This is a genomic window from Tabrizicola sp., assembly GCF_016792905.1.
Taxonomy (GTDB): Bacteria; Pseudomonadota; Alphaproteobacteria; order Rhodobacterales; family Rhodobacteraceae; genus Tabrizicola.
Genome location: NZ_JAEULP010000002.1, coordinates 1 through 26,753, shown reverse-complemented (window position 1 = coordinate 26,753; position 26,753 = coordinate 1). Strand labels below are relative to the sequence as shown.

The following is a 26,753-nucleotide window of genomic DNA, read 5'->3' as shown; positions in this document are numbered from 1 at the left end:
TTCCCCTTGTCATTGCCCTTCACCAGCGCATCGACTAGGAACCGATCCCGTTCCCGCCGTCAAGGACAGGCCCCGATGCACAGGCCCACATGCTGACCGCCTTTCGCTGGTTGATCCGGATTGTCGCCGGTCTTACCGGGCTGGGGGTGATTGCCGCCCTTCTGGCATATTACATCCTGTCGCGGTCGCTGATCGACTATGACGAGGATTTCACCGTGGCGGGCATCTCGGCCCCGGTCGAGATCGTGCGCAACAACGACAACGTGCCGCATATCTTCGGCAAGACCGATGCGGATGTGTTCTACGCGCTTGGGTTTGCCCATGCGCAGGACCGGCTGTGGCAGATGACGATGCTGCGGCGCACGGCGCAGGGGCGGCTGTCCGAGATCTTCGGGCCCTCGACGGTGAAGGTCGACGAGCTGATGCGGCGCTATGACCTCTATGGGCTGGCGCTGACATCGGTCAAGGCGCAGGACCCGGAAACGCTGGCGGCGCTGGAGGCCTATTCGGCCGGGGTGAACGCCTGGATCGGGGAGGTGAACAAGGGGGCGCGGGGCCGTGGGGCGCCGGAGTTCTTCCTGTTCGAGCCGGAGATTTCGGCCTGGGCCCCGGCGGATTCGATCGCCATCCTGAAGCTGATGGCCTTGCAGCTGTCGAGCGCCCTGCAGACCGAGGTGCTGCGGGCGCGGGTGTCGCTGCTTTTGTCGCCCGAGCGGCTGGCGGACATCCTGCCGGACGATCCGGGCCAGGCGATTGCGGCCCTGCCGGACTATGCGAGCCTGGTGCCGGGCGTCGTGCCATCCTCGAAGCCGGTCGAGTTCGCCGAGGGGCCGTTCTCGCCCGTGGCGGATCCCGCGATGGCGGGGGCGTCGAATTCCTGGGCGGCAAGCCCGGCCCGGTCGGCGGCGGGGGGCAGCCTGCTGGCGAACGACCCGCACCTGGGGCTGACCGCGCCGACGATCTGGTATCTGGCGCGGCTGGAGCTGTCCTCCGGCGGGGTGATCGGGGGGACGATCCCCGGCGTGCCGCTGGTGCTGGTCGGGCGGTCGGAGAAGCTGGGCTGGGGGCTGACCACGGCCTATGTCGACGACCAGGACGTGGTGATCGAAGCGCTGAACCCGGAGAACAAGGAAGAGTACCAGACGCCGGAGGGCTGGGCGAAGTTCGAGAGCCGTCAGTCGATCATCAAGGTCAAGGATGCGGAACCCGTGACGCTGACGCTGCGCTGGTCGAAGAACGGGCCGATCCTGCCCGGGGGGCATTATGACCTGGGGTCGATCACGCCTGCCGGGCATGTCGCGGCGATCAGCTGGACGGCGCTGTCGGGGGCGGACACCAGCTTGAGCGGAGCAATGGCGCTGATGCGGGCGGGAGACGTGGATCAGGCGATCGAGGCCGGACGCAAGGTGGTGGCGCCGGCACAGAACGTGATGCTGGCGGACGGGTCTGGCATTGCCCTGCAAGTGATGGGGGTGCTTCCGGCGCGCGATCCGGGTCATCCGTCGCAGGGGCGGCTGCCCGCCTTGGGGTCGGATGCGCGGGTGGGGTTCAAGGGGGTGCTGCCCTATGAGGAGAACCCGAGTTTCCGTGATCCGACCTCGGGGCTTCTGGGCAATACCAACAACAAGACGGTGGACCGGCCGTTCCCCAGCCATGTCAGCTTCGACTGGGGCGACACGCAGCGGATCCAGCGCTGGCTGACGCTGATGAAGGCGCGCGAGGTCCATACGCGGGAAAGCTTCATCGAGGCGCAGCTCGACACGGTGAATCCGACGGCACGGTCGCTGCTGCCCTTGATCGGGGCGGACCTGTGGTTCACCGGGGAAGCGGCGCCGGAGGGCACGCCGGAGCATCTGCGCCAGCGGGCGCTGGTCCTGCTGGCAGAGTGGAACGGCGAGATGAACGAGCATCTGCCGGAGCCGCTGATCGCCGAGGCCTGGCTGCGCGCGGTGCAGAAGCGGCTGATCCAGGACGAACTGGGCGCGATGGCGGAAAGCTTCACCCATATCTCGCCGGTCTTCATCGAGCGGGTCTATCGCAACGTGGATGGCGCATCGGTCTGGTGCGACGTGATCCAGTCGGCGGCGGTGGAAAGCTGCACCGACATCGCCCGGATCGCGCTGGACGAGGCGCTTCTGGAGCTGACCGAGACATACGGGCCGAACCTCGAAAGCTGGCGCTGGGGCGATGCGCACCAGGCGACGCATGACCATCCGGTGCTGGGGGATGTGCCGTTCATCAAGTATTTCGTGAACATCCGGCAGTCGACCAGCGGCGGCGATGACACGCTGATGCGCGGCGTCACGCGGGGCGAGGGGCCGGAGCCCTATCAGAACGTGCACTCGGCCGGGTATCGCGGGGTCTACGACTTTGCCGACCCGGATTCATCGGTCTTCATCATCGCGACCGGGCAGTCCGGGCATCCGCTCAGCCGCCACTATGACGACTTGGGCGAGTTGTGGCGGCGGGGGGAGTATATCCCGATGTCTCTGGACCCCGAGCTTGCACGGGCGGCGGCGACCGGGGTGATGGTGCTGACGCCGGAGGGGCAATGATCCGCACCGAACGGCTGGTGCTGCGACGGGCGACCTGGGATGACCTTGAGGCGGTGCATCTGCTGATGTCGGACCCGCGCGCCATGCGCTACTGGTCGCGGCCCGAGCACGAGACGCTGGAGGAAACCCGCCACTGGCTGCGCTTTCTGGTCGAGCCCGCGGCCGACAGCCGGGATTTCCTGATCGAGAAGGAGGGCGAGGTGATCGGCAAGGCCGGGGCCTGGCAGTTGCCGGAAGTGGGGTTCCTGCTGCACCCGGATCATTGGGGCAAGGGGCTGGCCTTCGAGGCGATGACGGCGGTGATCGCCCATGTCGAGGCGGAGTTCCCTGCCCTGCCGGACCTCACCGCCGAGGTCGACCCGCGCAATGCGGCCTCTCTCCGGCTCTTGGACCGGCTGGGGTTTCGCGAGACGCACCGGGCGGAGCGGACGCTCCTCTGGAAGGACGAGTGGTGCGACAGCGTGTATCTGGCGCGGATGCGTGGAGGACCGGCGGCCTGAGCGGGTCGGGGCGGTTCTTGAATTGAGCGCTGACGCGCGAAGATTCCTTGTCTCGCGCTTTTGCGTGAAGGACGCAAAAGCGCTCGGGTTTGCCTCCGGCGGGGGTATTTGGGCAAAGATGAAAGGGCGACGGTGCGCGCGGGTGGCAGGCAGGGGATGCCTCCGGCGGGGATATTTGGGCCAGTCTGAAAGGGCTTGTCGCCGGGTTGCGCTGCAGGGTTACAGCTCGCGGTAGCGGCCTACTTGCGATGACTGGTGAGGAAGGCGCAACGGCTCATTTGCGCCTCCGGCGGGGATATTTGGCAAAGACGAAAGGCGGGAGGCGAGGTGAGAGTCACAGATCGCGGTAGCGCTTTTCCTGGCGGGCGGTCCAGCGGACGGTGATGCGGTGGCCGTCCTCGGTGTCCTCCTCAGACGCGACGATGCCTTCCTGGTGCAGCCAGGCGCGTTTGCGGCCTTCGGCGAAGGGCAAGGTGAGGGTTCGCTCGGACTTCTCTTCGTCGAAGGCCTGGCTGATCGCGGTGAGGAGGTCGTTGATGCCCTCGCCGGTCACGGCGGAGATCGGGAAGACGTTCGTTCGCCCCTCGGCATTCGCGGCCAGCGCCACGCGGGCTGCCGGGTCGACGAGGTCGAGCTTGTTCCAGACCTCATAGACCGGGACCGAGGCTTTCACGCCCAGCGAGGTGAGGATGTCGGCCACGTCCTGCGCCTGTTCGGCGCTTTCGGGGTGGCTGATGTCGCGGACATGGAGGATCAGGTCCGCTTCCAGCACTTCCTCCAGCGTGGCGCGGAAGGCGGCGACGAGCTGGGTCGGCAGGTCGGAGATGAAGCCCACCGTGTCGGAGGCGATGATCTTGCGGCCAGAGGGAAGGACGATGCCGCGCATCGTCGGATCAAGCGTGGCGAAGAGCATGTCCTTGGCCAGCACCTCGGCCCCGGTCATCCGGTTGAAGAGAGTGGACTTGCCGGCGTTGGTGTAGCCGACCAGCGCGACCAGCGGGAACGGCACCTTGCGGCGGGCGGCGCGGTGAAGTTCGCGGGTTTTCACCACCCGCTCAAGCTGGCGCTTCAGGCGGACGACCTGGTCGTCGATGGCGCGGCGGTCGCTTTCGATCTGGGTTTCCCCCGGACCGCCGACAAAGCCGAAGCCGCCCCTCTGGCGTTCGAGGTGGGTCCAGGCGCGGACCAGCCTTGTGCGCTGGTAGGAAAGCGCCGCGAGTTCGACCTGGAGGACGCCTTCGTTGGTGCGGGCCCGGTCGGCGAAGATTTCCAGGATCAGCGAGGTCCGGTCGAGAAGCTTGACCCCCCATTCCTTTTCCAGGTTGCGCTGCTGGACCGGCGAGACCGAACCGTCGATCAGCACGAGATCGATCTTCAGGTCGTGGAAGCGGTCCTTCAGCTCGGCCACCTTGCCGGAGCCGAGAAGCGTGCCGGGATTTACGCGGGACAGGCGGACGACCTCGGAGCCTTGCACGTCAAGCTCGGGCAGAGCGGCAGCAAGGGCCACGGCCTCGGCAAGTCCGTGTTCGGGCAGGCGGCGCGCATGGGCCGATTTCAGCGCCGGATGCAGGACATAGGCCCGCGTCGCCGCCGCAGCCGTGTCACGCAGGCGCTGGCCCGCCCGGTCCGACAGGAGATCGTCATCGTCCTGCGGCGTCTGTGAGATCAGTCTTCCCCTTCGTAGAGGCTGATCGGCGCGCCCGGCATGATGGTGGAAATCGCGTGCTTGTAGACGAGTTGCGACTGGCCATCGCGGCGCAGGAGCACGCAGAAATTGTCAAACCAGGTGATCACGCCCTGCAGCTTGACGCCGTTGATCAGGAAGATCGTCACCGGAACCTTGGCTTTGCGGACGTGGTTGAGAAAGGCGTCCTGCAGGTTTTGCTTGTCAGCGGCCATCGTTGCTTTGCCTTGTTTTTCTATCGCTTCACTGTCGCGTCGTGGTCGTTCTTCATTGAGCCCTGTCTTCACCGCCCTTGACGGTTTTCATAAGTATGAAGGGACGGCGCGGGAGTTTCCAGCGCAAAAAAATCAGCCTGTTAGGCGGAGGCCTTGAGGCGGGTTCAGCGGCGGCCGCGGCCGGGCAGGATGAGGGCGAGGAGCGCGAGCGTCTCCAGCCGGCCGACCACCATGGCGATGCCGAGGATCACTTTCACCGGATCGGAGAGATCGCCGTAGAGGACGGGTTCGGCGGCGCCAAGCTCGGCGAGCTGACCCGTGGTGGTGAGCGCGCCGATCGCCAGGACGATGGTCTGTTCGAACCCGACACCAGCGATCAGCAGGAGTGCGGAAACCGCCGCGATCGTCGTGGCGAAGAGCATGAAGAACACCCAGGCGAACTGGGCGCCCTGGCGCCGGAGCTGGCGCGCTTCGGCCCCGCCGCGACCGATGGAGTTCGGGTGGATGATCTTTTCCAGCTCGCGCTCGCCATGTCGCAAGAGCGCGTAGACCCGGAGAAGCTTGACACCCCCCGCCGCCGTGGCGGTTCCGCCGCCGATGATCGCGAGCCCGAGGAGAACGAAGCCGGGCGTGTCGATCCCCGACCAGCCCACCGCCGTCTGCCAGTTGGCCGAAGCATAGCCGGTCGTGGTGAGAAACGAGGCGGCAGTGAAGAGAAAGCCCCAAATCGAGGCCAGGGCCGATTGCGGACCGGTCGTGTCGGACTGGGCGGCGATGGACCAGTGCCGCAGGAACAGAAGGAGGGTGACGATCAGGAGGATCAGCGCGGCAAGCCGAAGTTCGGGATCCTGCAGGAGGGGGCGGCGGTTCTCTGCCAGGCGGACTCCCGGCAGCGCGCGTCTGGTGATTGCGAAGACGAAGCAGATGAAGACGAGGACCTCGCCCGGGAAGCCGGCTGCGGAGGCGGAAAAGGGGGTCTGCCCGGTGATGCCGGAGGTCGAGAGCGTGCCCATGGCATGGATCAGGGCGGAAATGCCGGTCTCGCCCAGGATGAGGAGCGCGCACCAGAGCAGCACGGTCAGCGAGAGGTAGACCGGGAAAAGCATGAAGGCAAAACGGGTCAGCCGCAGCGCGGGGTCGGCGGTGCGGGCGATGAGCGCGCTGCCGATCCCGCCGCGCCCGGGCACGCGGCCCGAGGAAACCTCGGTCCCGCCCAGGTTCAGGGGGGCAAGAATGGCATAGGCGGCCAGCAGCGTGAGGAAACCGCCGAACCAGCCCACGGTTGCGCGCCAGAGGTGGACGGGATCGGCGAGCCGGTCGGGGGCATAGACCGAGGCGCCGGTGGTGGTGAAGGCCGAGATCATCTCGAACCAGGCGTTGGTCAGCGTGGTGTCGGGCAAGGCCTCGGCCAGGGGGAGGGCCAGGGCAAAGGGCAGGACGGCATAGGCGAGGACGAGGGCGGCGAGGTGGCTGCGGGCCGGATCGCGCGGGGCATAGGCGGCGGTGGCGATGCCGAGCATCACGCTGATCACCGTGAGGATCAGCGCGGAATAGAGGAAATCGCGGGCGAGTTCATGGTTGCTGACGCCAAAGGCGTAGAGGGCGGGCACCAGGCCCAGGATGCCGCAGAGGCCGAGGAGGACGACCAGGAGCGGCAGTTCTGCCAGCCGGGCCAGCATCAGAAGAAGTCGATCGAGACTTGCAGGAGGCGTTCGACTTCCGGCACGTCCTTGGCCATGGCGAAGAGCGCGATGACATCGCCCGGTTCGATCCGAAGGTCGCCCGTCGGCTTCATGACCTTCTCGCCCTTCATCACCGCGCCGACGAGAACGCCTTCGGGAAACTCGATGTCGCGGACCAGGCGACCTGCAAGGGGCGAGGTCGAAAGGACCTGGGCCTCGATCATCTCGGCTTCGGCGTCGCCGATGGAATAGACCGCGCGGACGCGGCCATGCCGGATGTGGCGCAGGATCGACGAGACGGTGGTGGCGCGGGGGTTGATGTAGGCGTCGATGTCGAGGGGCGCCATCAGCGGGGCAAGCGTCGGGTCGTTCACCAGCGCGACAGTCATCGGGCAGCCGGCCTGCTTGGCGCGCACGGCGACGAGGAGGTTGGTCTTGTCGTCATCCGTCACCGCGAGGATCGCGTCGGCCCGGTCGACCGAGGCCTCCATCAGGAGATCGCTGTCCATGCCATCGCCGTTCAGCACGATGGTGCGCTCCAATGCGTCGGCGGCGTGCTCGGCGGTGGCGCGGTTCTTCTCGATGATCTTGGCGCGGATGCGGTCGGTACGGGCTTCCAGCGCCCGCGCGACGGCAAGGCCGACATTGCCGCCGCCGACGATGACCACGCGCTCCTGCTTCTTGGTTTTCTTGCCGAAGATTTCCAAAGTGCGGTTCACGTCCTCGAAATGGGTGAAGACGTAAACCTGATCGTCAGCGTAAAGCTGGTCGGCGGGATCGGGGGCGAAAAGCCGGTCCTCGCGGCGGACGCCGACGACGATGGCGCGGAGGGTTGAGAACAGCTCGTTCAGCTGGCGCAGCGGCGTGTTCAGGACCGGGCAGTCCTCATCCAGCTGGATGCCGAGGAGCTGCGCACGCCCGTTCATGAAGCTTTCGGTATCGAAGGTCGCGGGGGCCGCAAGGCGTTGCAGCGCGGCTTCGGCAACCTCGCGCTCGGGCGAGATCACCACGTCGATGGCAAGGCCGACCTCGTTCGTCAGGTTGCCGTAGAGGGGATCCAGGTAGTTCTGAGCCCGGATGCGGGCGATCTTCCGCGTGATGTTGAAGACGCTGTGCGCCACCTGGCACGTCACCATGTTCACCTCGTCCGAATGGGTGGCGGCGATCAGCATGTCGGCATCGCGCGCGCCCGCCTTGGCCAGCACGTCCGGGTGGCTCGCAAAGCCGACGACGCCCTGGACATCAAGCGTGTCGGTCGCGCGGCGGACAAGGTCGGCATTCACGTCGACGAGGGTGACGTCGTTCTTCTCGCCGGAAAGGTGGCGGGCGATCTGCCAGCCGACCTGTCCCGCCCCGCAGATGATGACCTTCATCGGTGCCCCCGCGTTCCGCCGTCTGCGCCTGAATGTCAGATCGGGCCGGAGGGGTCAATGTTGCGGGAGTTGGGCGGCGATGGCGTCGAGGCAACCGGGGAGGTTCATCAGGATGTCGCGGTTCCAGAGGCGGAGGATGCGGAAACCCTGGGCGGCGAGCCATTGGTCGCGGCGGAGGTCGCGCAGGGAGCCGTGGCCGGAGCCGTCGGCCTCGATGATCAGGCGGTGGTCGGCGCAATAGAAGTCGGCGATATAGGGACCGATGGGCACTTGGCGGCGGACTTTCAGGCCCATGAAGCGGCGGTCGCGGAGGGCATACCAAGGGCACGTTCGGCAGGGGTCATCTCCTTGCGCATTCGGCGGGCACGAGCCTTGGACAGGTCGGTCTGCTGCATTCATGCCCCCTCGCGTCGGCCCTTCTCCCCAATCTGAGCGGAACGCTTGAGCCCATCGTTGTTCGAGTTCGGTAAAGAACTGGTTAAGCGGTTGCCTCCCCCTCACCCTAACCCTCTCCCCCGAGGGGAGAGGGGACAAGTGGTGCGAGAGGCGAAAGGTATGCCCTTCAGTCCGATCGGAGAACCGCTCCCCAACGTTTGCCTTTTCGGAGGAGAGGGGACAGGTGGGTGCTTCGGGGCTATGGGTCTTCGTCGTACCACTCGGAAGCGATGCGGAGTGGTTCGAGAATGGCGCGAAAGGTCCGCTCTCCCCTTGGGGGAGAGGGTTAGGATGCGGGGAAGCCGCGACTACTCCTCGAACTCGCCGAACCCCCTGCCCCCGCGGGTGGAGCCGACGACGCCCAGCGACTTCAGCTTGCGGTGCAAGGCCGAACGTTCCATGCCGACGAAGCTCGCCGTCCGGCTGATGTTGCCGCCAAAGCGGTTGATCTGGGTCAGGAGATACTCACGCTCGAAAAGCTCGCGTGCCTCGCGCAGCGGGAGGGTTGCGATCGTTCCGGTGAAGGACAGGGTGGTTTCGGCTTCGGGCTTCGGCTCGTTGCCCGGGATCTCGCTGGTCTCGATCGGGCCGGTCCCGTCCCCGAGGATCAGGATACGTTCGATCACGTTGCGCAACTGGCGGATGTTGCCGGGCCAGGGCATGGTCTGCAGGACGGTGTTGGCTTCCTCGGACAATGCGCGGTTCGGCAACCCTTGCGTCCTGTGGAACCAGTCGATGAAATGCTGCGTCAGTTCCGGCACGTCCTCGCGGCGCGAGGAAAGCGAGGGCACCGCGATGGGGACGACGTTCAGGCGGTCGTAAAGTTCCTGCCGGAAGCGGCCGAGGCCGATCTCGTTGCGCAGGTCGCGACAGGTGGAGGAAATGACGCGGAGGTCGACGCGGACCTTGTCGGTCCCGCCGGCACGGGTGAACTGCTGTTCGGTCAGCACGCGCAGGATCTTGCCTTGCGTTCCAAGCGGCATGTCGGCGACCTCGTCGAAATAGACGATGCCGCCATGCGCCTGTTCCAGAAGGCCGGGTTCGACCCCCCGTTCGGGGGTTTCGCGGCCGAAGAGCACCTCTTCCATCCGCTCGGGCTCGATGGACGCCGAGGAGACGGTGACGAAGGGGGCGCTCGCGCGGCTGGAATGCATGTGGATGTAGCGGGCGGCCATTTCCTTGCCGGTGCCGGGCTCGCCGGTCAGCATGACCCGGGCGTTCGACTTCGTGACCTTGTCGAGGTTGGCCTTCAGCGTCTTGAAGGCCAGCGAGGAGCCGACCATGTCGGAGGAGGTCACGTCGCGGCGGCGCAACTCCTGGTTCTCGCGCCGCAGGCGGCTGGTTTCCATCGCGCGGGCGACGACGACCATCAGCTGGTCGATATTGAAGGGCTTCTCGATGAAGTCGTAGGCGCCCTGCTTGATGGCGGCGACGGCGATCTCGATGTTGCCGTGACCCGAGATAATCACCACCGGAATGTCGGGGTTGTCGCGTTTCACCGTCTTCAGGATGTCGATCCCGTCCATGCGGCTGTCCTTGAGCCAGATGTCGAGGATCATCAGCGCCGGGGGCTCGGCGTTGATCTCGGCCATGCAGTCGTCGGAGTTCGCGGCAAGGCGGGTGGTGTAGCCTTCGTCGCGCAGGATGTCGCCGATCAGTTCGCGGATGTCCTGTTCGTCGTCGACGATGAGAATGCTCATGTGTTGGCCTCCTTCGTGGGCGGGGCGGCTTTCAATGGGATATGCGTGCGCTGGCGCTTGCGGATGGCGCGCGGCAGGCGGATCTCTGCCATGGCGCCGGGGTGATCGCAGCCGTCGAAGACGGGCGCGTCGAGGAGTGCGAGCGTGCCGCCGTGTTCCTCGATGATCTTCTTGACGATGGGCAGGCCAAGGCCGGTGCCCTTTTCGCGGGTGGTGACATAAGGTTCGAACAGGCGCGCGCGGTCCGGCGGCAGGCCGGTGCCGTTGTCCATGATGCGGATCACCGCCTCGCTGTCGTCGGCTGTCAGCGCGATGCGGATCTCCGGGACGAAGGTTTCGGGTTTGGCCTTTTCCTGATACGATTCAATCGCCTCACCGGCGTTCTTAATCAGGTTGGTGAAGGCCTGGCCGATCATGGTGGCGTCGAGGTCGAGGTGCAGCTCGCCCTCGGGAACGGCCTTGACGAAGCGGACGCCGGGCTGGCCGTTTTCCTGCAGGAGGACCGCACCCTTCAGCAGGGCCGCAAGGTCGCAGTCGCGGCGGTCGGGTTCGGGCATGCGGGCGAACTTGGAGAATTCGTCGACGATCCGGCGCAGGTCGTTCGTCTGGCGGACGATGACGTCGGTGTATTGCTCGAGGTCTTCATGGTCGCGGACCTGGGTGGCGAACTTGCGCTTGATGCGTTCGGCGGAAAGCTGGATGGGCGTGAGCGGGTTCTTGATCTCATGCGCGATGCGGCGGGCGACATCGCCCCAGGCGGCCATGCGCTGCGCGGAGACGAGGTCGGTCACGTCGTCGAAGGCGACGACGAAGCCTTCGAGGTCGCCCGCCTCGCTCTGGCGGGTGGACATGCGGACGAGGAGGCTTTCGAGCTTACCCTTGCGGGTGAGACGGATCTCTTCCTGCACGGCGCTGCCGGTGCCGTGGCGCAAGCGGTCGAAGAGCGCGGCGAACTCCGGGACAGCGGCAGCAAGGGGGGTGTCGACCTGGCCGTCGGCAAGATCGAGCAGGCGCTCGGCGGCGCGGTTGACGAAGTCGATGTCGCCATCGCTGTCGAGGCCGATCACCCCTGCAGTGACGTTCGACAGCACGGAATCGAAAAGCCGTCGCCGGGTTTCGGTCTGGGCATGGCTTTCGACCAGGGCCTCGCGCTGGCCTTTCAGCTGGCGGGTCATCTGGTTGAAGAGACGGCCGAGCGAGGCGATTTCGTCGTCGCCCTCTTCTTCCGTGACCTGCACGTCAAGGTCGCCGCCCCCTACCCTTTCGGCCGCGCCCGCCAGGCGGCCCACGGGACGCGACAGGCGCTCGGCGAACCAGAGGCCGAGCCAGATGGCGGCGAGGATCAGGATCAGCGCGAAGCCAAGGTAGATCAGGCCGAAGTTGAACAGAAGCCGCCCGCGTTCGGACTCCAGCTGGTTGTAAAGCTGCACGGTTTCCTGGGTTTCATCGAGCAGCGACAGGATCGAGCCGTCGACGGTGCGGGTGACATAGAGGTAGCGGTCGGTGTAGGCGTCGAGCAGGACCAGCGCGCGGAATTCGTTGTTCGACCAGTCGGGGATCAGGACGGTGTTGCCTTCGCGCGCAAGCTTCAGCTGTTCTTCCGTCGGGTCTTCGAAGCCGAAGAGGTAGGAGCGTTCGCCCCGGGTCTTCAGCGCGCCGGTACCATCGACGAGATAGGCCTCCTTCAGTCCGCGCTGGATGACGGCCTGCGCCTGGGAAAGAAGCGGGCGCAGCTGGTCGTCGCGCAGGAAGGCGGTCCGGCGCTTGGCATTGTTCAGGTAGCCGGCGAGCGTGACCACATCGGCGGCCAGATCGTCGCGTTGCACCGCCTCATAGGCCTGCGCGGCCGAGAGCGAGGAGCCGACGACCGACCGGACGCGGTCGGAGAACCAGCCTTCGAGGCCGATGTTGATGGAAAGGACGGCGAAGACCGCGACCAGCACGGTCGGGATCAGCGCGATCAACATGAAGACGCCAGAGAGCCGAAGGTGCAGCCGAGACCCGGCGGAGCGGGAGCGGCGGTCGGCGACGAGGCGAATGACGCGGGCCAGGACGAGGGCCGCGATGACCAGGACATAGATCAGGTCGGCCAGCAGGATCAGCCGCAGAGCGGGCGCTCCGGAATCCTGGTTGAAAGGGCCGAGGGCCAGGAAGGTGGCAACGGCAAGCACCGGCCCGAGAAATACAAGCCCGAGCGTCAGGGCCGTCTGCACCCGGCGTTGCCGACGCAGGCGGGAAAACCTCAGCCAGATATCCCTTCGAACCGCCCGCTCCACCCTGCCCTGCCCGTCAGCCGGTGGTTTGCCCACCCCGGGCCACTATATCTAGCTGATCGCCGGGGTGAAACCCAAAAGACACAGGTGGGCGTTGCTTTGCTACATCAACTTTCGGCGACGGGTCACGCGGATGTCTAGATCGGTGATCTTCTTGCGCAGCGTGTTGCGGTTAATGCCCAGAAGATCGGCACATTTCGCCTGGTTCCCGGCAGTCGCATCGAGAGCAATCTCTATCAGCGGCAGCTCCACCTCGCGCAGGATGCGCTGGTAGACACCGGGGGGCGGCAGCTGGCCGCCGTGCAGGTCGAAGTAGCGCTTCAGGTGGCGGGCGACCGAGGCGGAGAGCTTGTCGCCCTCGCCCACGCCGGTGAGCGGCTCGGGGCTGGGCTGCTGGCCCAGAACCTGCTCCACCTCTCCCCTCGCGATGTCGGTTTCCGTCGCGGTGACGAGCAGGCGGCGGATGGTGTTTTCCAGTTGCCGCACGTTGCCCGGCCAGGAATAGGCGCGGATCAGGTCGGTCGCACCCTGGGACAGCCGACGGATCGTGCCAAGCTCGCGTTCGCCCCTGATCAGGAAGTGCTCGGCGAGCAGCGGGATGTCCTCGACCCGTTCGCGCAGGGAAGGGACATGCAGGGTGACGCCGCCGAGACGGTAGTAGAGATCCTGGCGGAACTTCCCCGCTTCCATCCGTCCGGCGAGGTCGGACTGGCTGGTGGCCATCACGCGGGGGGCCTTGTCGCCCAGCATGTCAAGCATGCGGACGACGCGGGCCTGGGTGTCGGCATCGAAGTCGGCAACCTCGTCAAAGACGACGGAGCCGCCGCGCGCCCGCGACAGGAGCGTCGCAGGCCCGTCGATACCCGCCAGGTCGGCGGCCTGCGCGACGACGAAGGGCAGCGTCCGGCGGTCGGAGAAATCATGGATCGCGCGGGCGATGAGCGACTTGCCGGTGCCGCTTTCCCCGGTGATGAGGACGGCAAGCTCGGTGTTCATCACGCGGGCGACGAGGCGGTAGAGCGCCTGCATGGCCGGGGTGCGGCCGACGAGGGGAAGGTCATCCCCGGCCTCGCGCGCCGGGGCCACGACTTTGGGTGCGCGGCGCTTCTGGTCCAGCGCCTTGGCGGAGCGCTTCATCAGGTCCGGCAGGTCGAAGGGTTTCGGCAGGTAGTCGAAGGCTTCCGCCTCGGCCGCCTGGATCGCGGTCATGATGGTATTCTGGGCGGAAATCACGATCACCGGCAGGCCGGGGCGCATTTTGGCGATGCGGGGCAGCGCGTCCAGCCCGTTGCCGTCGGGCATGATCACGTCCGAGATGACGAGGTCGCCCTTCCCTTCCTCGACCCAGCGCATCAGCGTCATGAGGGATGAGGTCGCGTGGACCTTGCAGCCTGCGCGGGTCAGCGCCTGGGTCAGGACCGTGCGGATCGTGCGGTCGTCGTCGGCGACAAGGATGGTGCCGTCCATCTAGTGGGACTCCTTCTTCTCGCGGGGCGCCATGGGCAGCGACACGCGGAATGCGGTGCGACCGGGGGTGGAATCGACGGTGATCCAGCCCTCGTGGTCGGTGATGATCTTCGAGACGAGTGCCAGGCCGAGGCCGGTGCCGTTCTCGCGGCCCGAGACGAAGGGCTCGAAGATGTTGGCGGCGATCTCGGGCTTGATGCCGGGACCGTCGTCGATGATCTCGACGTTGAGCGGCAGGGCGGCGGAGGGGCCATCCTTGCGGCGCAGGCGCAGCGAGAGGTCGTAGAAGGTGTGGAGCCGGATCGTGCCGCCGGTCTTGCAGGCTTCGGCGGCGTTCTTGATCAGGTTCAGGAAGACCTGCATCAGCTGGCCGCTGTCGGCGAAGGTGGGGGGAAGCGAGGGGTCGTAGTCCTCGGTGATGGTCATGTGGGCAGCGAAACCGACGAGGGCCGACTTCCGGGCCCGGTCGAGCGCGTCGTGAATGTTCACCGGCTTGCGGTCGGGGGGCCTGAGGTTGCCGAACTGCTCGACCTGTTCCAGCAGCTTTACGATGCGGCGGGTTTCCTCGACGATGAGGTCGGTCAGCTCCTGATCCTCGGGGGTGAGGTTCATGCTGAGGAGCTGGGCCGCGCCGGAAATACCGGCGAGGGGGTTCTTGATCTCGTGCGCCAGCATTTCCGCCATGCCGATGGCCGAGCGGGCGGCGGTCTTGGCGCCCATCGAGCGGCCCAGCCGGTCGGCCAGTTCGCGGGGCGAGAGGATCAGCATCACGATGTCGGGGTTGTCGTGCATCGGCGCGAGGTGGATCGTGCATTGCACCGGGGGCTTCTCGCCGGTGGTCACGTCGACGTCGTTGATGTTCAAGGGCGACTGGTTGGCGCGGACGCGGGTCAGCGCCTCTTCCATCGGCGCCTCGATCGACAGGCGGTCGAAGACGGGCTGGCCGATCAGGCTCTTCTGCGAGGTGTTGAGGAAGGTCTCGGCCGCAGGGTTGACTTCAAGGATCGTGGCCCCCTGGTCGATCAGGAGCGTCGGAAACGGAAGCGAGGCCCAGATGACGCCGGGCACTGGATAGGGCGCGCGGTAGGGGGTCATGCGGCAAGCTCCAGCTCGGCGAAGGCCTGTTCGAGAAGCTGGATCACCTCGGCGGGGTCGGTGGAGGTGAGGATCGGCTCGCGGGCGTGGGGAAGGCCCGCCTCGTCCAGATACCAGCCGAGGTGCTTGCGGGCCATGCGCAGGCCGAGGTCGCGACCGTAGAAGGTGAGCATGTCGTCGTAGTGGTCGAGGATCATCCGGCCAAGCGCGCCGCCTTCGGGGATTTGCGGGGCGGGCGTGCCGTAGATGTCATGCGCCACGTCCGCCAGCCGCCAGGGGGCGCCCTGGGCGCCGCGGCCGATCATGACGCCATCGGCGCCCGAGCGGCGGAGGGCCTCGTGGGCGGTGGCGGTGTCGGTGATGTCGCCGTTGGCGATGACCGGGATGGTCACGGCCTCTTTCACGGCGCGGATCGCGGCCCAGTTGGCGTGGCCCTTGTAGAACTGGCAGCGGGTGCGGCCGTGGATGGTGATCATCTGGACGCCTGCACCTTCGGCGCGCTTCGCAAGCTCGGGCGCGTTGTGGAGGGTGTCATCCCAGCCCAGGCGGGTCTTCAGGGTGACCGGGACCTTGACCGCCTTCACCACCGCCTCGATCAGGGTGAGCGCCAGGCCCAGGTCGCGCAGGAGGGCCGAGCCGCAGAGGCCGGTCGTCACCCGTTTCGAGGGGCAGCCCATGTTGATGTCGATGATCTTCGCGCCCTGCCCTTCGACGAAACGCGCGCCTTCGGCCATCCAGTAGGGATCACGGCCCGCAAGCTGGACCGAGGTCGCCTGCTCGCCGAACCCGAGTTCCGCCCGTGCCCGCGCTTCCGGCTGGGCGCGCACCACTTCGGCCGAAGCCACCATCTCGCTGACGACGAGGCCCGCGCCGAACCGGGCGACCAGCCTGCGGAACGGCAGGTCGGTGATTCCGGCCAGCGGGGCGAGGAACACCGGCGGGTCGAGCGTCAGGCGGCCGAGGGCGAGGGACAAAGCCTTTTCCTTGTGCAGTTGCGACCCTGCTAGCCCGATCCGGTAACACGACCAAGGCAGCGCGGAAGGATAATGACTGAAAAACATGCGATGCACAAATATTGGGCAATCACGGGCAGCAAGCGCCAGATTGTCATGCAGGTCGGGCTGGATTAGGCAGGGGACGAAAGGCTGGTGCCATGGATACTGCCGTCATCATCGTCGCCGCGGGTCGCGGCAGCCGCATGGGCGGCGAGGTGCCGAAGCAATGGCAGCTTCTGGCGGGAAGGCCGGTGATTGCCCACACACTGGCGGCCTTTGCGGGGATGCGCGTGGTGCTGGTCATCCACCCCGACGACCGGGCCCGGGCCGAAGGTCTGGGGGTGCGGCTGGTCGAGGGAGGCGCGACGCGGGATGCCTCGGTGCTGGCGGGGCTCAGGGCGTTGGAAGGGTCCGGCGTGACGAAGGTGCTGATCCATGACGGGGCGCGGCCACTGGTCTCGCGCGGCCTGATCGGGAGGCTGGTCGCGGCGCTGGACCATCATGAGGGTGCGGCCCCGGCGCTGGCGGTAACGGATGCGCTGTGGCGGGGCGAGGCCGGGCTGGTCGCGGGCACGGTGGACCGGACGGGACTTTACCGGGCGCAGACGCCGCAGGCATTTCGCTTCGCGCCGATCCTTGCCGCGCATCTGGGGCATCCGGGCGGGGCGCTGGACGATGTCGCGGTCGCGCGGGCGGCGGGGCTTGACGTGGCCATCGTCGAGGGCGAGGAAACCAACCTGAAGCTGACCTTTCCCGGCGATTTTGCCCGGGCCGAGGCGATCCTGAAGGGACGGAACATGGATGTGCGCATGGGCAACGGCTATGACGTGCATGCCTTTTGCGAGGGCGACCATGTCTGGCTGTGCGGGGTGAAGGTGCCTCACTCGCGCGGGCTTCTGGGGCATTCCGATGCCGACGTGGGCATGCACGCGCTGACCGATGCGATCTACGGTGCGCTGGCCGAAGGCGACATCGGGCGGCATTTCCCGCCGAGTGACCCGCAATGGAAGGGCGCGGCGAGCCATATCTTCCTGTCCCATGCCGTCGGGCTGGCAGCGGAGCGCGGATACCGGCTGGGGAACTGCGACGTGACGCTGGTTTGCGAGCGCCCGAAGATCGGCCCGCATGCCCTTGCGATGCAGGCGGAGTTGGCGCGGATCATGGGGGTCGAGGCGGGCCGCGTTTCGGTCAAGGCCACCACGTCCGAACGGCTCGGTTTCACCGGCCGCGAGGAAGGCATCGCGGCATTGGCTACGGCAACGCTGGTGAAGGCATGAGCAGGTTGATTGCCACCTACTTCGGTGCCGGGTTCCTGAAACCCGCGAGTGGCACCTGGGCCAGCGCGATCACGGTGGCGCTGGCGGTCGCGGCCTATCAGATGGGCTTGGCGCTGGCGGTGCCCGTGGGGTTCGTCGTCGCAACGCTCGCCGGATTCTGGGCAGTGCCGCGCTATCTGCGGGCGACGGGTGGCGAGGACCCCTCGGAAGTGGTGATCGACGAAGTTGCGGGACAGCTTCTGGCGCTGTCGTTCACGGTGATCCCGCTCTGGCGGCACGGCATTCCCGACCTTCTGACCGGCGCCTGGCCGGGCTGGGTGGTGCCGTTCCTCCTCTTCCGCCTGTTCGACATCTGGAAGCCCTGGCTGGTGGGCCGGGCCGACCGGCGGGGCGATGCGACGGGGGTGATGCTGGACGATCTCTGGGCCGGGCTTTTCGCCGGGATCGGCTCGGTCGCGCTGGCGGGGCTCTATCACGGGGTGGTGCAGCCATGACTGGGATAGACGTGGCGAAGCTTCTGGCCGAGGCCCGCTACTGGGGCGTCAAGGTCGCCACGGCGGAAAGCTGCACCGGGGGCATGGTCGCCGCCGCCCTGACCGATGTGGCGGGCTCATCGGACGTGTTCGAGCGCGGCTTTGTTACCTATTCCAACGATGCGAAGGTGGAGATGCTGGGCGTCCTGCCCGAAACACTGGAGGCGCATGGGGCGGTGTCCGAGGCGGTCGCGCGCGAGATGGCCGAGGGGGCGCTGGCGCATTCGGCGGCCGATCTGGCCGTATCGATCACCGGGATCGCAGGGCCCGGCGGGTCCGAGCACAAGCCCGAGGGCCGGGTCTGCTTTGGCCTGGCGCGGAGAGGTCGCGCGACGCGGGTCGAGACGGTGGAGTTCGGCGCGCGGGGCCGGGCGGAGGTACGCAAGGCTGCCACGGAACATGCGCTGGGGCTTTTGGCGCGGGCAATCGGGTGAGGCTGGATGATCTCTGCACGCACGCACCGGGCCGTTCCCTATTGAGGCCGCAAGTTCCTACCGGAACACATTGAAGAACTTTATGATTTCGGCATTGGCGTCGATCTCCTGCGTCTTGCCGTGGTCGAGCCGGAGATTGCGGCCACCGGGCCAATGGTGCGCACCGCCCTCGATCGTCATCAGCCGCAGGGCCACGCCACCGCGCTTGCGATAGTCGGTCACGGTGATCGAGGTGCCGTCATTATGCCGGTCGATGGTGCGGCTGCTTTCGGACACGCGGCCCCAGGGCGCAAGAAAGGCCTGCACGACCGAGGCGACGGAGGCGAAATCGACCTGCGTGTTGCTGGTATCGCCCCGCCCGCCGTCATAGGGCACTTTGGTGTCGGCGGTGCCGTGGATGATCAGCAGGGGAACGCGGCCTTCGACGTGGGTGCGTGCGGTGTCCATCGTGCCCGAAACGCCAGCGACGGCGCGGACCATGCCGGGGTTCCGGGCGGCGAAGGTTTCCGACATGATCGAGCCGTTCGACATGCCGGTCAGGTAGACGCCGCTGCCATCGACGCCAAAGCGTTGGGCGGCATCCGCGATCACCTGTTTCAGGAAGCTGGTGTCGTCGACCCCGTTCTTCGCGGCGGAGCCACAGCAATAGCCGCCGTTCCAGGTCAGGAGCCGCTTGTCCCACCTGCCGGTGCCTGCGGGGAAGGCCACGGCAAATCCCGCGCGGGTCGCGGCGCGGGCAAGACCCGAGGAGGAAGCGAACTGCTGCGGGTCGCCGCCCCCGCCGTGCAGGGCCAGGATCAGGGGGGCGCCTTTCGGGCGGGCGGGCAGCGCTATGTCATACCAGCGCTCGCCAAGGCGGACGGTCTCGGCGGCGGCGGGAAGCGAGAGACCAAGCAGGGCCAGAACGAGGAAGAACTTGCGCATGGGAAACCCTCCGGTTGGACGTGAAGCCTTCACGCCGGTGTGAGGGGTTTCCGTCGCTTCAGAGAGGGGCAGGTCCGTACAATTCCGCCGCGCGGCGTTCGAAGGCGCGGACGACGCGGTGCATGGCGTCGTTGAAGACCACGCCGATGATCCCTTGCAGGATGGCGTTGCGGAACTCGAAGTCGACGTGGAAATCGACCTCGCATCCGCCCGGAATGTCGCGGAAGGCCCAGGTGGAGCGCATGTGGCGGAAGGGGCCGTCCAGGTATTCGGTGTCGATCTTCTGCGCCTCGGGCCAGAGCGTGACCCGGCTGCCGAAGCGTTCGCGGAAGACCTTGAAGCTGATCACCAGCTCCGCCTCCATCACCTCGCCGCCCGGGATGGGCTGGCGCGAGCGGATGCGGGCGGCGGAATTCCAGGGCAGGAACTTCGGATAGGACGCCACATCGGCCACCAGATCGTACATCTGGCGGGCGGTATAGGGCAGGCGCTTGGTCTCGGAATGGCTGGGCATCGGCGTCTCTTTTGCCGAGATGTGGCCCGGGTCGTGGCCAAGATCAAGCGGCTCACATGTCACGCCTCGCCAACTGTGACTTTGGACGCTAGGAAGGGGGCGCAACAACCGGATACCGCGCCCCATGCCAGACCGCCCATATGTGATCGACCAGATGATCAGCGCCAAGGCCATCGCGGCGCGGGTCGAGGCGCTGGCACGCGAGATCACCACGCATTTCCAGGGCTGCGACAAGCTGGTGGTGGTGGGGCTCTTGCGCGGATCCTTCGTCTTCATCGCCGACCTCGTGCGCGAGATCGACCTGCCGGTCGAGGTGGATTTCCTGGAAGCCTCCAGCTACGGCGATTCCATGCATTCCAGCCGCGAGGTCCGCATCCTGAAGGACCTGCGGGGCGAGATCGCGGGGCGCGACGTGCTGGTGGTGGAGGATATCATCGACACCGGGTTCACGCTTTCCCATGTGCTGCATCTTCTGAAGGCGCGGGAACCGAAGCGTCTGAAGACCTGCGCGCTTCTCGACAAGCCCTCGCGCCGGGAGGTGGCGGTCAAGGCAGACTGGACCGGGTTCGAGATTCCGGACGAGTTCGTCGTGGGCTACGGCATCGATTTCGCCCAACGGAACCGCAACCTGCCCTTCATCGGCAAGGTGCGGTTCACTGAGGGCGCATGATGGGCCTTTGTCAAACGCGCGGCTGGCGCCTCGCCGCCCTTGCCTTCGCGCTGTTGGGGCTATCCCCCGCCGCCAACGCGCAATCGTTCTCCTGCCCCATTGGACGAGAGCCCGCCTGTCTTGATTACGGAGACCGGGTGGTGGACAGTTCGGCAGCCTGCTTCGACACCTACCAATGCAACTACGAAGGCTTCACCTGCAAGTCACACCTGACGGACTGTGCTTCGAACTACGACAGTCTTCAGAACGAATACAATGCGCTTGTCGACAAGCACAACGAACTGATCAGGGACTTCAACTCGATCCGGGATGCGTCGCTGAAGATGGATGAAACATTGCGGGACATGCAGGACTGCGTCTACCAGGCCCGGACCGCAGAAGATGCCCGCGCCTGCGCTGAGTGAATTCGCGAGGGGTCGTCGATGAACCAGCTCCACTGGCTTCTGCGCGCGAAGCGCTGGGTGCAGAACCCGCCCTCGGCCGGGCGGGTGAAGCTGGTGTTCGGGGTCATCGCGATCTGCCTTGTGATCATTGGGATCGAGCATTTCATCGGCTGGCCGGACTGGATGACGGTGAACAGCCTACGCCAGAAACCGTGATTGGACGCGGGCCTTCTCTCGTTTAGGTTCGCCGAAAGGTTGAACACGGAGAAGTGCGATGCGGATCATGCGCTGGCTGATCGTCCTGGGATTGGTCGCGGCGGGGGGGCTTTATGTGATGGCCCGGCCGAAACCGCTGTCCGCCGCCGCGGTGGCGGATCTGACCGGCGATCCGGTCCATGGCGAGCAGGTGTTCTGGGCCGCCGGTTGCGCCTCGTGCCACATGGCCGACAAGGCCGAGGGCGCGGCGCAGCTGGTCCTGTCGGGCGGGCAGCGTTTTCCGTCAGACTTCGGCACCTTCATCGCGCCGAACATCAGCCAGGACCCGGAACACGGCATCGGAAACTGGACGCTTCTGGACCTTGCCAATGCCATTACCCGGGGGGTCAACCCCGAGGGGGAACACCTTTACCCCGCCCTGCCCTATGCCTCCTATGCCAAGATGCAGATGCAGGATGTGGCGGACCTTTACGCCTTCCTGAAGACGCTTCCTGCCGATCCGACCCCGAGCCAGCCGCATGAGCTGGGCTTTCCCTTCAACCTCCGCGAGTCGCTCGGGCTGTGGAAACTGATGTTCCTGACCGATAGCTGGGCGCTTCCCGGCAACCTAACCCCCACGGCCACCCGCGGGCGCTATATCGCCGAAGCGCTGGCGCATTGCGGCGAATGCCACACGCCGCGCAACCTTCTGGGCGGGCTCGACACCGCGCGCTGGCTCGGCGGGGCGCCGAACCCCTCGGGCGACGGCAAGATCCCGAACATCACGCCCGGCAAGCTCAAGTGGAGCGCGGCAGACATCGTGCAGTACCTGACCACCGGCTTCACGCCCGAGTTCGACAGCGTGGGCGGCCATATGGCGCATGTGGTGGAGAACATGGCGCGCCTGCCGGAAACCGACCGGCAGGCCGTGGCAGAATATCTGCTGGCCGTGCCGAGCGTGGAATGAGCGCGGCCGCGGCTTGCACGGAAGCCGCGGTCGGCAAGGAACTGCCATAAACCAAAGGCGTAAAGCGGCTCAATACACCTTCGATGTATTGCCGCCCTTTGGATCATCGGATTGCCTGATGCCACCTCAAACAGGGAGACGCAGATGAGATTCATGCTGATGGTCGCGGCGGCCAGCGCCGTATGCGCAACAGTCGCGATTGCCGAAGAGGAAGACCACTTCGCCGATGCCGTCGAGACACGGCACGGCCTGATGTTGCAGATGGCGACCGAGATGGGCAAGGTCGGCGCCATGTCCAAGGACGAGGCCCCGTATGATGCAGCGGTAGCCAGCAAGGCGGCGGCAAACATCGCGGCCATCGCCTCGGTCCTGAGCATGGACCAGTTCCCTGCCGGGTCGGAATACCAGAAGGCGACCGACAGCTTCGCCCTTCCGGCGATCTGGACGGCGCAGGACGACTTCCTGAAGAAGGTCGCCGACCTGAACACCGCGGCGGCGACGTTCCAGACTGCGGCGGGCACCGACCTCGACAGCCTCAAAGCCGGCATGGCCGGAATCGGCGGAGCCTGCGCGGCCTGCCACAAGGTCTATCGCCAGCCCGAGGAATAGGGTTCTTAGCGAGTGACATTCGGTGGCGGGCGGGGTTTTCCCCGCCCGTTTCCCTATGCAGCCTGGCAATGCTTCCGGGTATGCCCGCTGTCTGCGCTGTTGCGGATTGATACAAGATATTGATAATTGCGGCTTTTCGGACCCGCAATTTTGAAGTAAGTTATGAAAAAACACGAGCAGCACGGAAACCTTGAAATGACCAGAATTCTTCTTCCCGCGATTCTCGCGCTGACTGCGCTTCCCGCCGCCGCCCAGGATGGCAATGGCCTTTCCTTTGGCGGCGAGGTGAAGCTGGAATATCTTGACGCCGATTCCGGCTTTTGGGCCTTCGACGGAGACGTCGGGATGAGCTGGCGGTCGGGTGGGCTTCTGGGCTTCGACGCCGCGCTCGACACGACCTATCTTGATAGCGGCGACGACTTCACCAACCTCTGGGCGGCACTGGTCCTGTCCACCGGCGCGGGCGAGTTCTCGGTGGGTGCCCCGCGCCCGCTGGTCGAGACGATGCGCGTGATGCCGCGGTTCTCGACCTCACGGGTGCTGGACCTGGAAACCGGCTTTCTGCGCGGCCCGATCACCTCGATCGCCAGCGGGAACGACAACGGCGTGACGCCGGGCGTCACCTGGAAGCAGACCCAGGGCAACCTGACGTTCGGCGCGGGCTACCATCACCTGAACGACGGCGGGAATACCGATATCGTGGAAGGCATCATGCGCTATGAAAGCGGCGCGACCACCTTCTTCATCTCGGGCGAATATGCAAACGCTCCGGGAACCAACTTTTCGCTGATGCAGATCGGGGCCTTCCACGATGCTGATCGCTACGACCTCGGCGCGGCGCTGGCCCAGCTCGATACGTCGGACAAGACCAACTCGCTTCGGCTGTACGGCAGCTTCGATGTCATGCCGTCATTGACGCTGCGCGGCGACGCGCTGCTGGTGCAGGATGCCTCGGACATCTATTCGCTGTCGGCGACCTACAGCATGAGCAACGGACTGTTCGTCGAAGGTGGTGGCACCAAGGCCAATGGTTCGGACGAGATCTACGACATCGGCGTCGGGTACAAGTTCTGATCCGACCCCAGGTCGGCACAACGGGGCCACCTTTCCGGGTGGCCCTTTCGTTTGCCTACCCCCTGCCCGCCTGCCGTGCGGCGCGCATCCGGGCGAAATCGTCGCCCGCGTGGTAGCTTGACCGCGTCAGCGGCGTGGCCGAAACCATCAGGAACCGCTTGCTCCAGGCCGCCGACTCGTAGGCCTTGAATTCCTCGGGCGTGACGAAGCGGGCGACTCGATGGTGCTTGGGCGTCGGTTGCAGGTATTGGCCGATGGTCAGGAAATCGACATCGGCGCTGCGCATGTCGTCCATCACCTGAAGTACGGCGGGCCGTTCTTCCCCAAGGCCCACCATGATGCCGGACTTGGTGAACATGGTCGGGTCCAGTTCCTTGACCCGTTGGAGAAGCCGCAGACTGTGGAAGTAGCGGGCGCCGGGGCGGACCTCGTGATAGAGGCCGGGCACGGTTTCGAGGTTGTGGTTGAAGACGTCCGGCCGCGCCTCGACCACCTTTTCCAGCGCCGAGGGCGGGCATTTCAGGAAATCCGGGGTCAGGACCTCGATCGTTGTCTCCGGACTACGATGGCGGATCGCGCGGATGGTCTGGGCGAAATGTTCGGCCCCGCCATCGTCAAGATCGTCGCGGTCGACCGAGGTGACGACGACATGGGCAAGGCCAAGTTCGGAAACCGCATGGGCAACGCGACCGGGTTCGAAGGCATCGAGCGTCTGCGGCTTGCCGGTCGCGACGTTGCAGAAGGTGCAGCCGCGGGTGCAGATCTCGCCCATGATCATCATGGTGGCGTGGCCCTGGCCCCAGCATTCGCCGACGTTCGGACAACCGGCCTCCTCGCAGACGGTGACAAGCTTCTTCTCGCGCAGGATGTCGCGGGTCTTCTTGTAGCCTTCCGAGGTCGGCGCCTTGACCCGGATCCACGCTGGCTTCTTCGGCTGGGCGTTGTCCGGGCGATGCGCCTTTTCGGGGTGGCGTTCTTCGGGAAGCTTGAGGTCGCGCACGGAAAATTCCCCCTGACCGCGTGGCTGTCCCCCAGATAAGCAGGTTTTGCGCGCAAGGCAACGCGACAGGGCTGTGACACACCGCCGTGGCCCCTTGCGTCTGGTGCAATCCGGAACGGAGCTTTCCATGTCGAAGATATTCATTGCCGAAGTGATCGGCACGGCGATCCTTGTGCTGTTTGGCTGCGGTGCTGCGGTGCTGATGGGCGCGCAGATCGGGATGATGGGCATCGCCCTTGCCTTCGGCCTGTCCATCGTGGCCGCCGCCTATGGCATCGGCCCGATCTCGGGCGCGCATCTGAACCCGGCGGTCAGCCTCGGCGCCTTCATGGCCGGGAGGATGACGGGCGGCGCCCTTGCGGCTTATGTCGCCGCGCAAGTGGTGGGCGCGGTGCTGGGCGCGGCGATCGTCTATGCCATCGCCTCGGGGCAGGCGGGCTATGACATCGCGGTCAACGGCCTTGGCCAGAACGGCTATGGCCCGGGGTATCTTGGGGAATACTCGCTTGGCGCGGCGCTGGTGTTCGAGACGGTGATGACCTTCGTCTTCGTGACCGTGATCCTGGGTGTGACGCAGGAGGGTTCGCCTTCGGCGATGGCGGGGCTGGCGATCGGCCTGACGCTGACCGGTATCCACCTTGTCGGGATCAACGTGACCGGGGTCTCGGTCAACCCGGCGCGGTCCTTCGGGCCGGCGCTCTTCGTCGGTGGCAAGGCGATGGCCGACCTCTGGGTCTTCATCGTGGCGCCGCTGGCCGGTGGGGCAGTCGCAGGCCTGTTGCACCGGATGGGAGTTACGCGCGCCGCCTGATCAAGGAGGCTGGTGCGCGACCCGGGGACGGGGAAGCCCCGGAGGAAGGGGGGGTGCCAGTCGCGGCATCCCCCTTTTCGCTTGTCCGAGCGTGTTTGACAGGGATCAAGGCAGCAGCCTTGCCAAGCTGACATCAGGCCGCCAGAAACCGAGGTGATGATGTCTCCCGTTGAACTGACCCTTGCCGTGCTGGTCCTGCTGCTGACGCCGGGCCCGACGAATTCTCTGGTGCTCCTCGCCGGGGCCGAACGAGGCTGGCCGGGCGCGCTGCGGCTGATCCCGGCCGAACTGTCGGGCTATCTGCTGACCGTCCTGCCGCTGGCGCTGATGGGAACGACGCTGCTGGCTGATCACCACGCGCTGCGCACGGCAGTGACACTGGCGGCGGGGGCCTGGGTGGCGGTGCTGGCGGCGAAGCTGTGGCGGGTGCCGGAGGCGGCGGACGGCGGAAGGTCGGTCGGAGGCCGCGCCTTGTTCGTGACCACCGCGCTGAACCCCAAGGCGCTGATCTTCGGGTTGGTGCTTCTGCCCTCGCCCGACCGGCTTGGTGCCAATCTGGCGATCTTCGCCGGGCTGGTGGTGCTGGTTGCAGCCATCTGGGCGGGGCTTGGCGCGGTCCTGCGTGCGGGCGGGTCGGGCCAGCCGCGCGCGGTCTTCGTCTTGCGGCGACTGGCCTCGATCTGGCTGGCAGCGGTCTCGCTAGTGCTGATCGCGCGCGGGATCGCAGCCTAGCCGATCAGCGGGCCGGACTTTCCGTAGGTCTCCTCATAGTGCCGCTTGAGCCGCATCAGCGCGATGCGCAGCACGATCTTGCCCGAGCGCGCCGCCCAGCCCATGCGCTTTTCGGCGACCTCCAGTCCTTCGAGGAAGCAGCAGCAGCGCAAGGCCACGTCGCCCAGTCCCGGCCCGAGGTCGCGCAGGGCGGCTGCAACCCGCGACCGCGCCGTGGACGGCCCTTCGCCGAGGCCACTGTCGGGCTGGAAACCGCCCCGGTCGCCGCCCGTCAGGAAGCGGTCCCAGTTCTGCGCGACACGCGGTCCCATCTGCGCCAGTTCGAAATCCTCGCGCAGGCGTTCGGCGGCGGCCGCCAGTTCCGGCTCCAGGAAGGGCTTGCCGTCGCGGTCCTTGCGCCGCCCCAGAAGCGCCACCGGGCTTTCCGCCAGGTTGTAGCGGACACGGCGGGGGCCGGCATCGTCCATCACCTCGCGCTCGCCCCAGACCCGATGTTGGTCGCCGAAGGGGGTCGCGGCCTCGGCCATGCCGTGGCGGCGGCGGTCTTCCTCGTCGACCAACCGTTTCAAGGCGGCCCGGCCCGCCGAGGTGATCTCGTAGGTCGACACCCGGCCCGGCTTGCGGCAGGTCATCCAGTCCTTCAGCAGGAAGACATG

The 26,753-nt window shown here is 66.4% G+C and carries 27 protein-coding genes; 13 read left to right on the top strand and 14 right to left on the bottom strand.

What is annotated here, in order from left to right:
• The first annotated feature begins 89 nt into the window (after nucleotides 1-89).
• Nucleotides 90-2,555: a penicillin acylase family protein gene (locus JNL31_RS00505; RefSeq protein WP_294968410.1), complete on the top strand. Its 2,466-nt coding sequence runs from the start codon at nucleotides 90-92 to the stop codon at nucleotides 2,553-2,555.
• Nucleotides 2,552-3,055, top strand: coding sequence for a GNAT family N-acetyltransferase (locus JNL31_RS00500; protein WP_294968407.1), 504 nt, complete (start codon nucleotides 2,552-2,554; stop codon nucleotides 3,053-3,055). The genes JNL31_RS00505 and JNL31_RS00500 overlap by 4 nt, the downstream gene beginning before the upstream one ends.
• 334 nt (nucleotides 3,056-3,389) lie before the next feature.
• Here the strand turns inward: JNL31_RS00500 and hflX are convergent, their stop codons facing one another.
• From hflX to dusB, 10 genes are all read right to left on the bottom strand, one after another.
• Nucleotides 3,390-4,625, bottom strand: coding sequence for a GTPase HflX (gene hflX / locus JNL31_RS00495; RefSeq protein ID WP_294968475.1), 1,236 nt, complete (start codon nucleotides 4,623-4,625; stop codon nucleotides 3,390-3,392).
• Nucleotides 4,626-4,720: 95 nt separating this feature from the next.
• Complete coding sequence (hfq, locus tag JNL31_RS00490; protein WP_008028786.1) at nucleotides 4,721-4,954, bottom strand: RNA chaperone Hfq; 234 nt, start codon at nucleotides 4,952-4,954, stop codon at nucleotides 4,721-4,723.
• Nucleotides 4,955-5,118: 164 nt separating this feature from the next.
• The gene (locus JNL31_RS00485) at nucleotides 5,119-6,633 is read right to left on the bottom strand and encodes a potassium transporter TrkG (RefSeq protein ID WP_294968401.1); all 1,515 of its coding nucleotides are present in this window, start codon (nucleotides 6,631-6,633) and stop codon (nucleotides 5,119-5,121) included.
• Nucleotides 6,633-8,009, bottom strand: a complete 1,377-nt coding sequence (trkA, locus tag JNL31_RS00480) for a Trk system potassium transporter TrkA (RefSeq protein WP_294968398.1) — start codon at nucleotides 8,007-8,009, stop codon at nucleotides 6,633-6,635. The genes JNL31_RS00485 and trkA overlap by 1 nt, the downstream gene beginning before the upstream one ends.
• A gap of 54 nt (nucleotides 8,010-8,063) precedes the next feature.
• Nucleotides 8,064-8,303, bottom strand: coding sequence for an endonuclease domain-containing protein (locus JNL31_RS00475; RefSeq protein WP_294968395.1), 240 nt, complete (start codon nucleotides 8,301-8,303; stop codon nucleotides 8,064-8,066).
• A 449-nt stretch (nucleotides 8,304-8,752) separates the two neighbouring features.
• A complete protein-coding gene (locus tag JNL31_RS00470) occupies nucleotides 8,753-10,144 on the bottom strand; it encodes a sigma-54 dependent transcriptional regulator (protein ID WP_294968392.1) in 1,392 nt (463 codons plus the stop codon).
• On the bottom strand, nucleotides 10,141-12,420 hold the full coding sequence (locus tag JNL31_RS00465; RefSeq protein ID WP_294968473.1) for a PAS domain-containing sensor histidine kinase: 2,280 nt from the start codon (nucleotides 12,418-12,420) through the stop codon (nucleotides 10,141-10,143). Before JNL31_RS00465 ends, JNL31_RS00470 begins: the two co-directional genes overlap by 4 nt.
• Nucleotides 12,421-12,519: 99 nt before the next feature.
• Entirely contained in the window at nucleotides 12,520-13,884 is a 1,365-nt protein-coding gene (locus JNL31_RS00460) for a response regulator (RefSeq protein WP_294968389.1), read from the bottom strand.
• On the bottom strand, nucleotides 13,885-14,979 hold the full coding sequence (locus tag JNL31_RS00455; RefSeq protein ID WP_294968386.1) for an ATP-binding protein: 1,095 nt from the start codon (nucleotides 14,977-14,979) through the stop codon (nucleotides 13,885-13,887).
• Complete coding sequence (gene dusB / locus JNL31_RS00450) at nucleotides 14,976-15,953, bottom strand: tRNA dihydrouridine synthase DusB (protein WP_294968383.1); 978 nt, start codon at nucleotides 15,951-15,953, stop codon at nucleotides 14,976-14,978. Before dusB ends, JNL31_RS00455 begins: the two co-directional genes overlap by 4 nt.
• Nucleotides 15,954-16,132: 179 nt before the next feature.
• Between dusB and JNL31_RS00445 the strand changes: the two genes are divergently transcribed.
• From JNL31_RS00445 to JNL31_RS00435, 3 genes are read left to right on the top strand one after another with little or no spacing between them, the layout of a single operon-like run.
• Nucleotides 16,133-17,251 carry a bifunctional 2-C-methyl-D-erythritol 4-phosphate cytidylyltransferase/2-C-methyl-D-erythritol 2,4-cyclodiphosphate synthase gene (locus tag JNL31_RS00445; RefSeq protein WP_294968382.1) on the top strand — a complete coding sequence of 373 codons (1,119 nt, stop codon included), beginning with the start codon at nucleotides 16,133-16,135 and terminating at the stop codon, nucleotides 17,249-17,251.
• Entirely contained in the window at nucleotides 17,248-17,745 is a 498-nt protein-coding gene (locus tag JNL31_RS00440; protein WP_294968379.1) for a phosphatidylglycerophosphatase A, read from the top strand. The genes JNL31_RS00445 and JNL31_RS00440 overlap by 4 nt, the downstream gene beginning before the upstream one ends.
• A gap of 5 nt (nucleotides 17,746-17,750) precedes the next feature.
• Nucleotides 17,751-18,218: a CinA family protein gene (locus JNL31_RS00435; RefSeq protein ID WP_294968471.1), complete on the top strand. Its 468-nt coding sequence runs from the start codon at nucleotides 17,751-17,753 to the stop codon at nucleotides 18,216-18,218.
• Between the two features lie 57 nt (nucleotides 18,219-18,275).
• Here JNL31_RS00435 and JNL31_RS00430 read toward each other — a convergent pair whose 3' ends face one another.
• Entirely contained in the window at nucleotides 18,276-19,142 is an 867-nt protein-coding gene (locus JNL31_RS00430) for a PHB depolymerase family esterase (protein ID WP_294968376.1), read from the bottom strand.
• Nucleotides 19,143-19,200: 58 nt separating this feature from the next.
• The gene (locus JNL31_RS00425; protein ID WP_294968373.1) at nucleotides 19,201-19,656 is read right to left on the bottom strand and encodes a type II toxin-antitoxin system RatA family toxin; all 456 of its coding nucleotides are present in this window, start codon (nucleotides 19,654-19,656) and stop codon (nucleotides 19,201-19,203) included.
• A 124-nt stretch (nucleotides 19,657-19,780) separates the two neighbouring features.
• Between JNL31_RS00425 and hpt the strand changes: the two genes are divergently transcribed.
• The 6 genes from hpt to JNL31_RS00395 all read left to right on the top strand — a co-directional run bounded on the left by hpt (nucleotide 19,781) and on the right by JNL31_RS00395 (nucleotide 23,554).
• Nucleotides 19,781-20,326: a hypoxanthine phosphoribosyltransferase gene (gene hpt, locus JNL31_RS00420; protein ID WP_294968370.1), complete on the top strand. Its 546-nt coding sequence runs from the start codon at nucleotides 19,781-19,783 to the stop codon at nucleotides 20,324-20,326.
• Nucleotides 20,327-20,466: 140 nt separating this feature from the next.
• Nucleotides 20,467-20,730 carry a hypothetical protein gene (locus JNL31_RS00415; RefSeq protein WP_294968366.1) on the top strand — a complete coding sequence of 88 codons (264 nt, stop codon included), beginning with the start codon at nucleotides 20,467-20,469 and terminating at the stop codon, nucleotides 20,728-20,730.
• 18 nt (nucleotides 20,731-20,748) lie between these two features.
• Nucleotides 20,749-20,925, top strand: a complete 177-nt coding sequence (locus JNL31_RS00410) for a hypothetical protein (RefSeq protein WP_294968364.1) — start codon at nucleotides 20,749-20,751, stop codon at nucleotides 20,923-20,925.
• Nucleotides 20,926-20,983: 58 nt separating this feature from the next.
• Nucleotides 20,984-21,871 (top strand): cytochrome c, encoded by an 888-nt coding sequence (locus JNL31_RS00405; RefSeq protein ID WP_294968361.1) that lies wholly within the window; start codon nucleotides 20,984-20,986, stop codon nucleotides 21,869-21,871.
• Nucleotides 21,872-22,015: 144 nt separating this feature from the next.
• A complete protein-coding gene (locus JNL31_RS00400; RefSeq protein WP_294968358.1) occupies nucleotides 22,016-22,480 on the top strand; it encodes a cytochrome c in 465 nt (154 codons plus the stop codon).
• A gap of 195 nt (nucleotides 22,481-22,675) precedes the next feature.
• Nucleotides 22,676-23,554 (top strand): hypothetical protein, encoded by an 879-nt coding sequence (locus JNL31_RS00395; RefSeq protein ID WP_294968355.1) that lies wholly within the window; start codon nucleotides 22,676-22,678, stop codon nucleotides 23,552-23,554.
• Nucleotides 23,555-23,609: 55 nt separating this feature from the next.
• Here the strand turns inward: JNL31_RS00395 and lipA are convergent, their stop codons facing one another.
• Nucleotides 23,610-24,554, bottom strand: a complete 945-nt coding sequence (gene lipA, locus JNL31_RS00390; RefSeq protein WP_294968351.1) for a lipoyl synthase — start codon at nucleotides 24,552-24,554, stop codon at nucleotides 23,610-23,612.
• 127 nt (nucleotides 24,555-24,681) lie between these two features.
• Between lipA and JNL31_RS00385 the strand changes: the two genes are divergently transcribed.
• Entirely contained in the window at nucleotides 24,682-25,365 is a 684-nt protein-coding gene (locus tag JNL31_RS00385) for an aquaporin (protein ID WP_294968348.1), read from the top strand.
• Between the two features lie 156 nt (nucleotides 25,366-25,521).
• Nucleotides 25,522-26,097 carry a hypothetical protein gene (locus JNL31_RS00380; protein ID WP_294968345.1) on the top strand — a complete coding sequence of 192 codons (576 nt, stop codon included), beginning with the start codon at nucleotides 25,522-25,524 and terminating at the stop codon, nucleotides 26,095-26,097.
• Here the strand turns inward: JNL31_RS00380 and JNL31_RS00375 are convergent.
• Nucleotides 26,094-26,753 (bottom strand): DUF6456 domain-containing protein (locus JNL31_RS00375; RefSeq protein WP_294968342.1); only part of this gene is annotated, 660 nt, incomplete at its 5' end. The two genes, JNL31_RS00380 and JNL31_RS00375, sit on opposite strands and share 4 nt — an antisense overlap.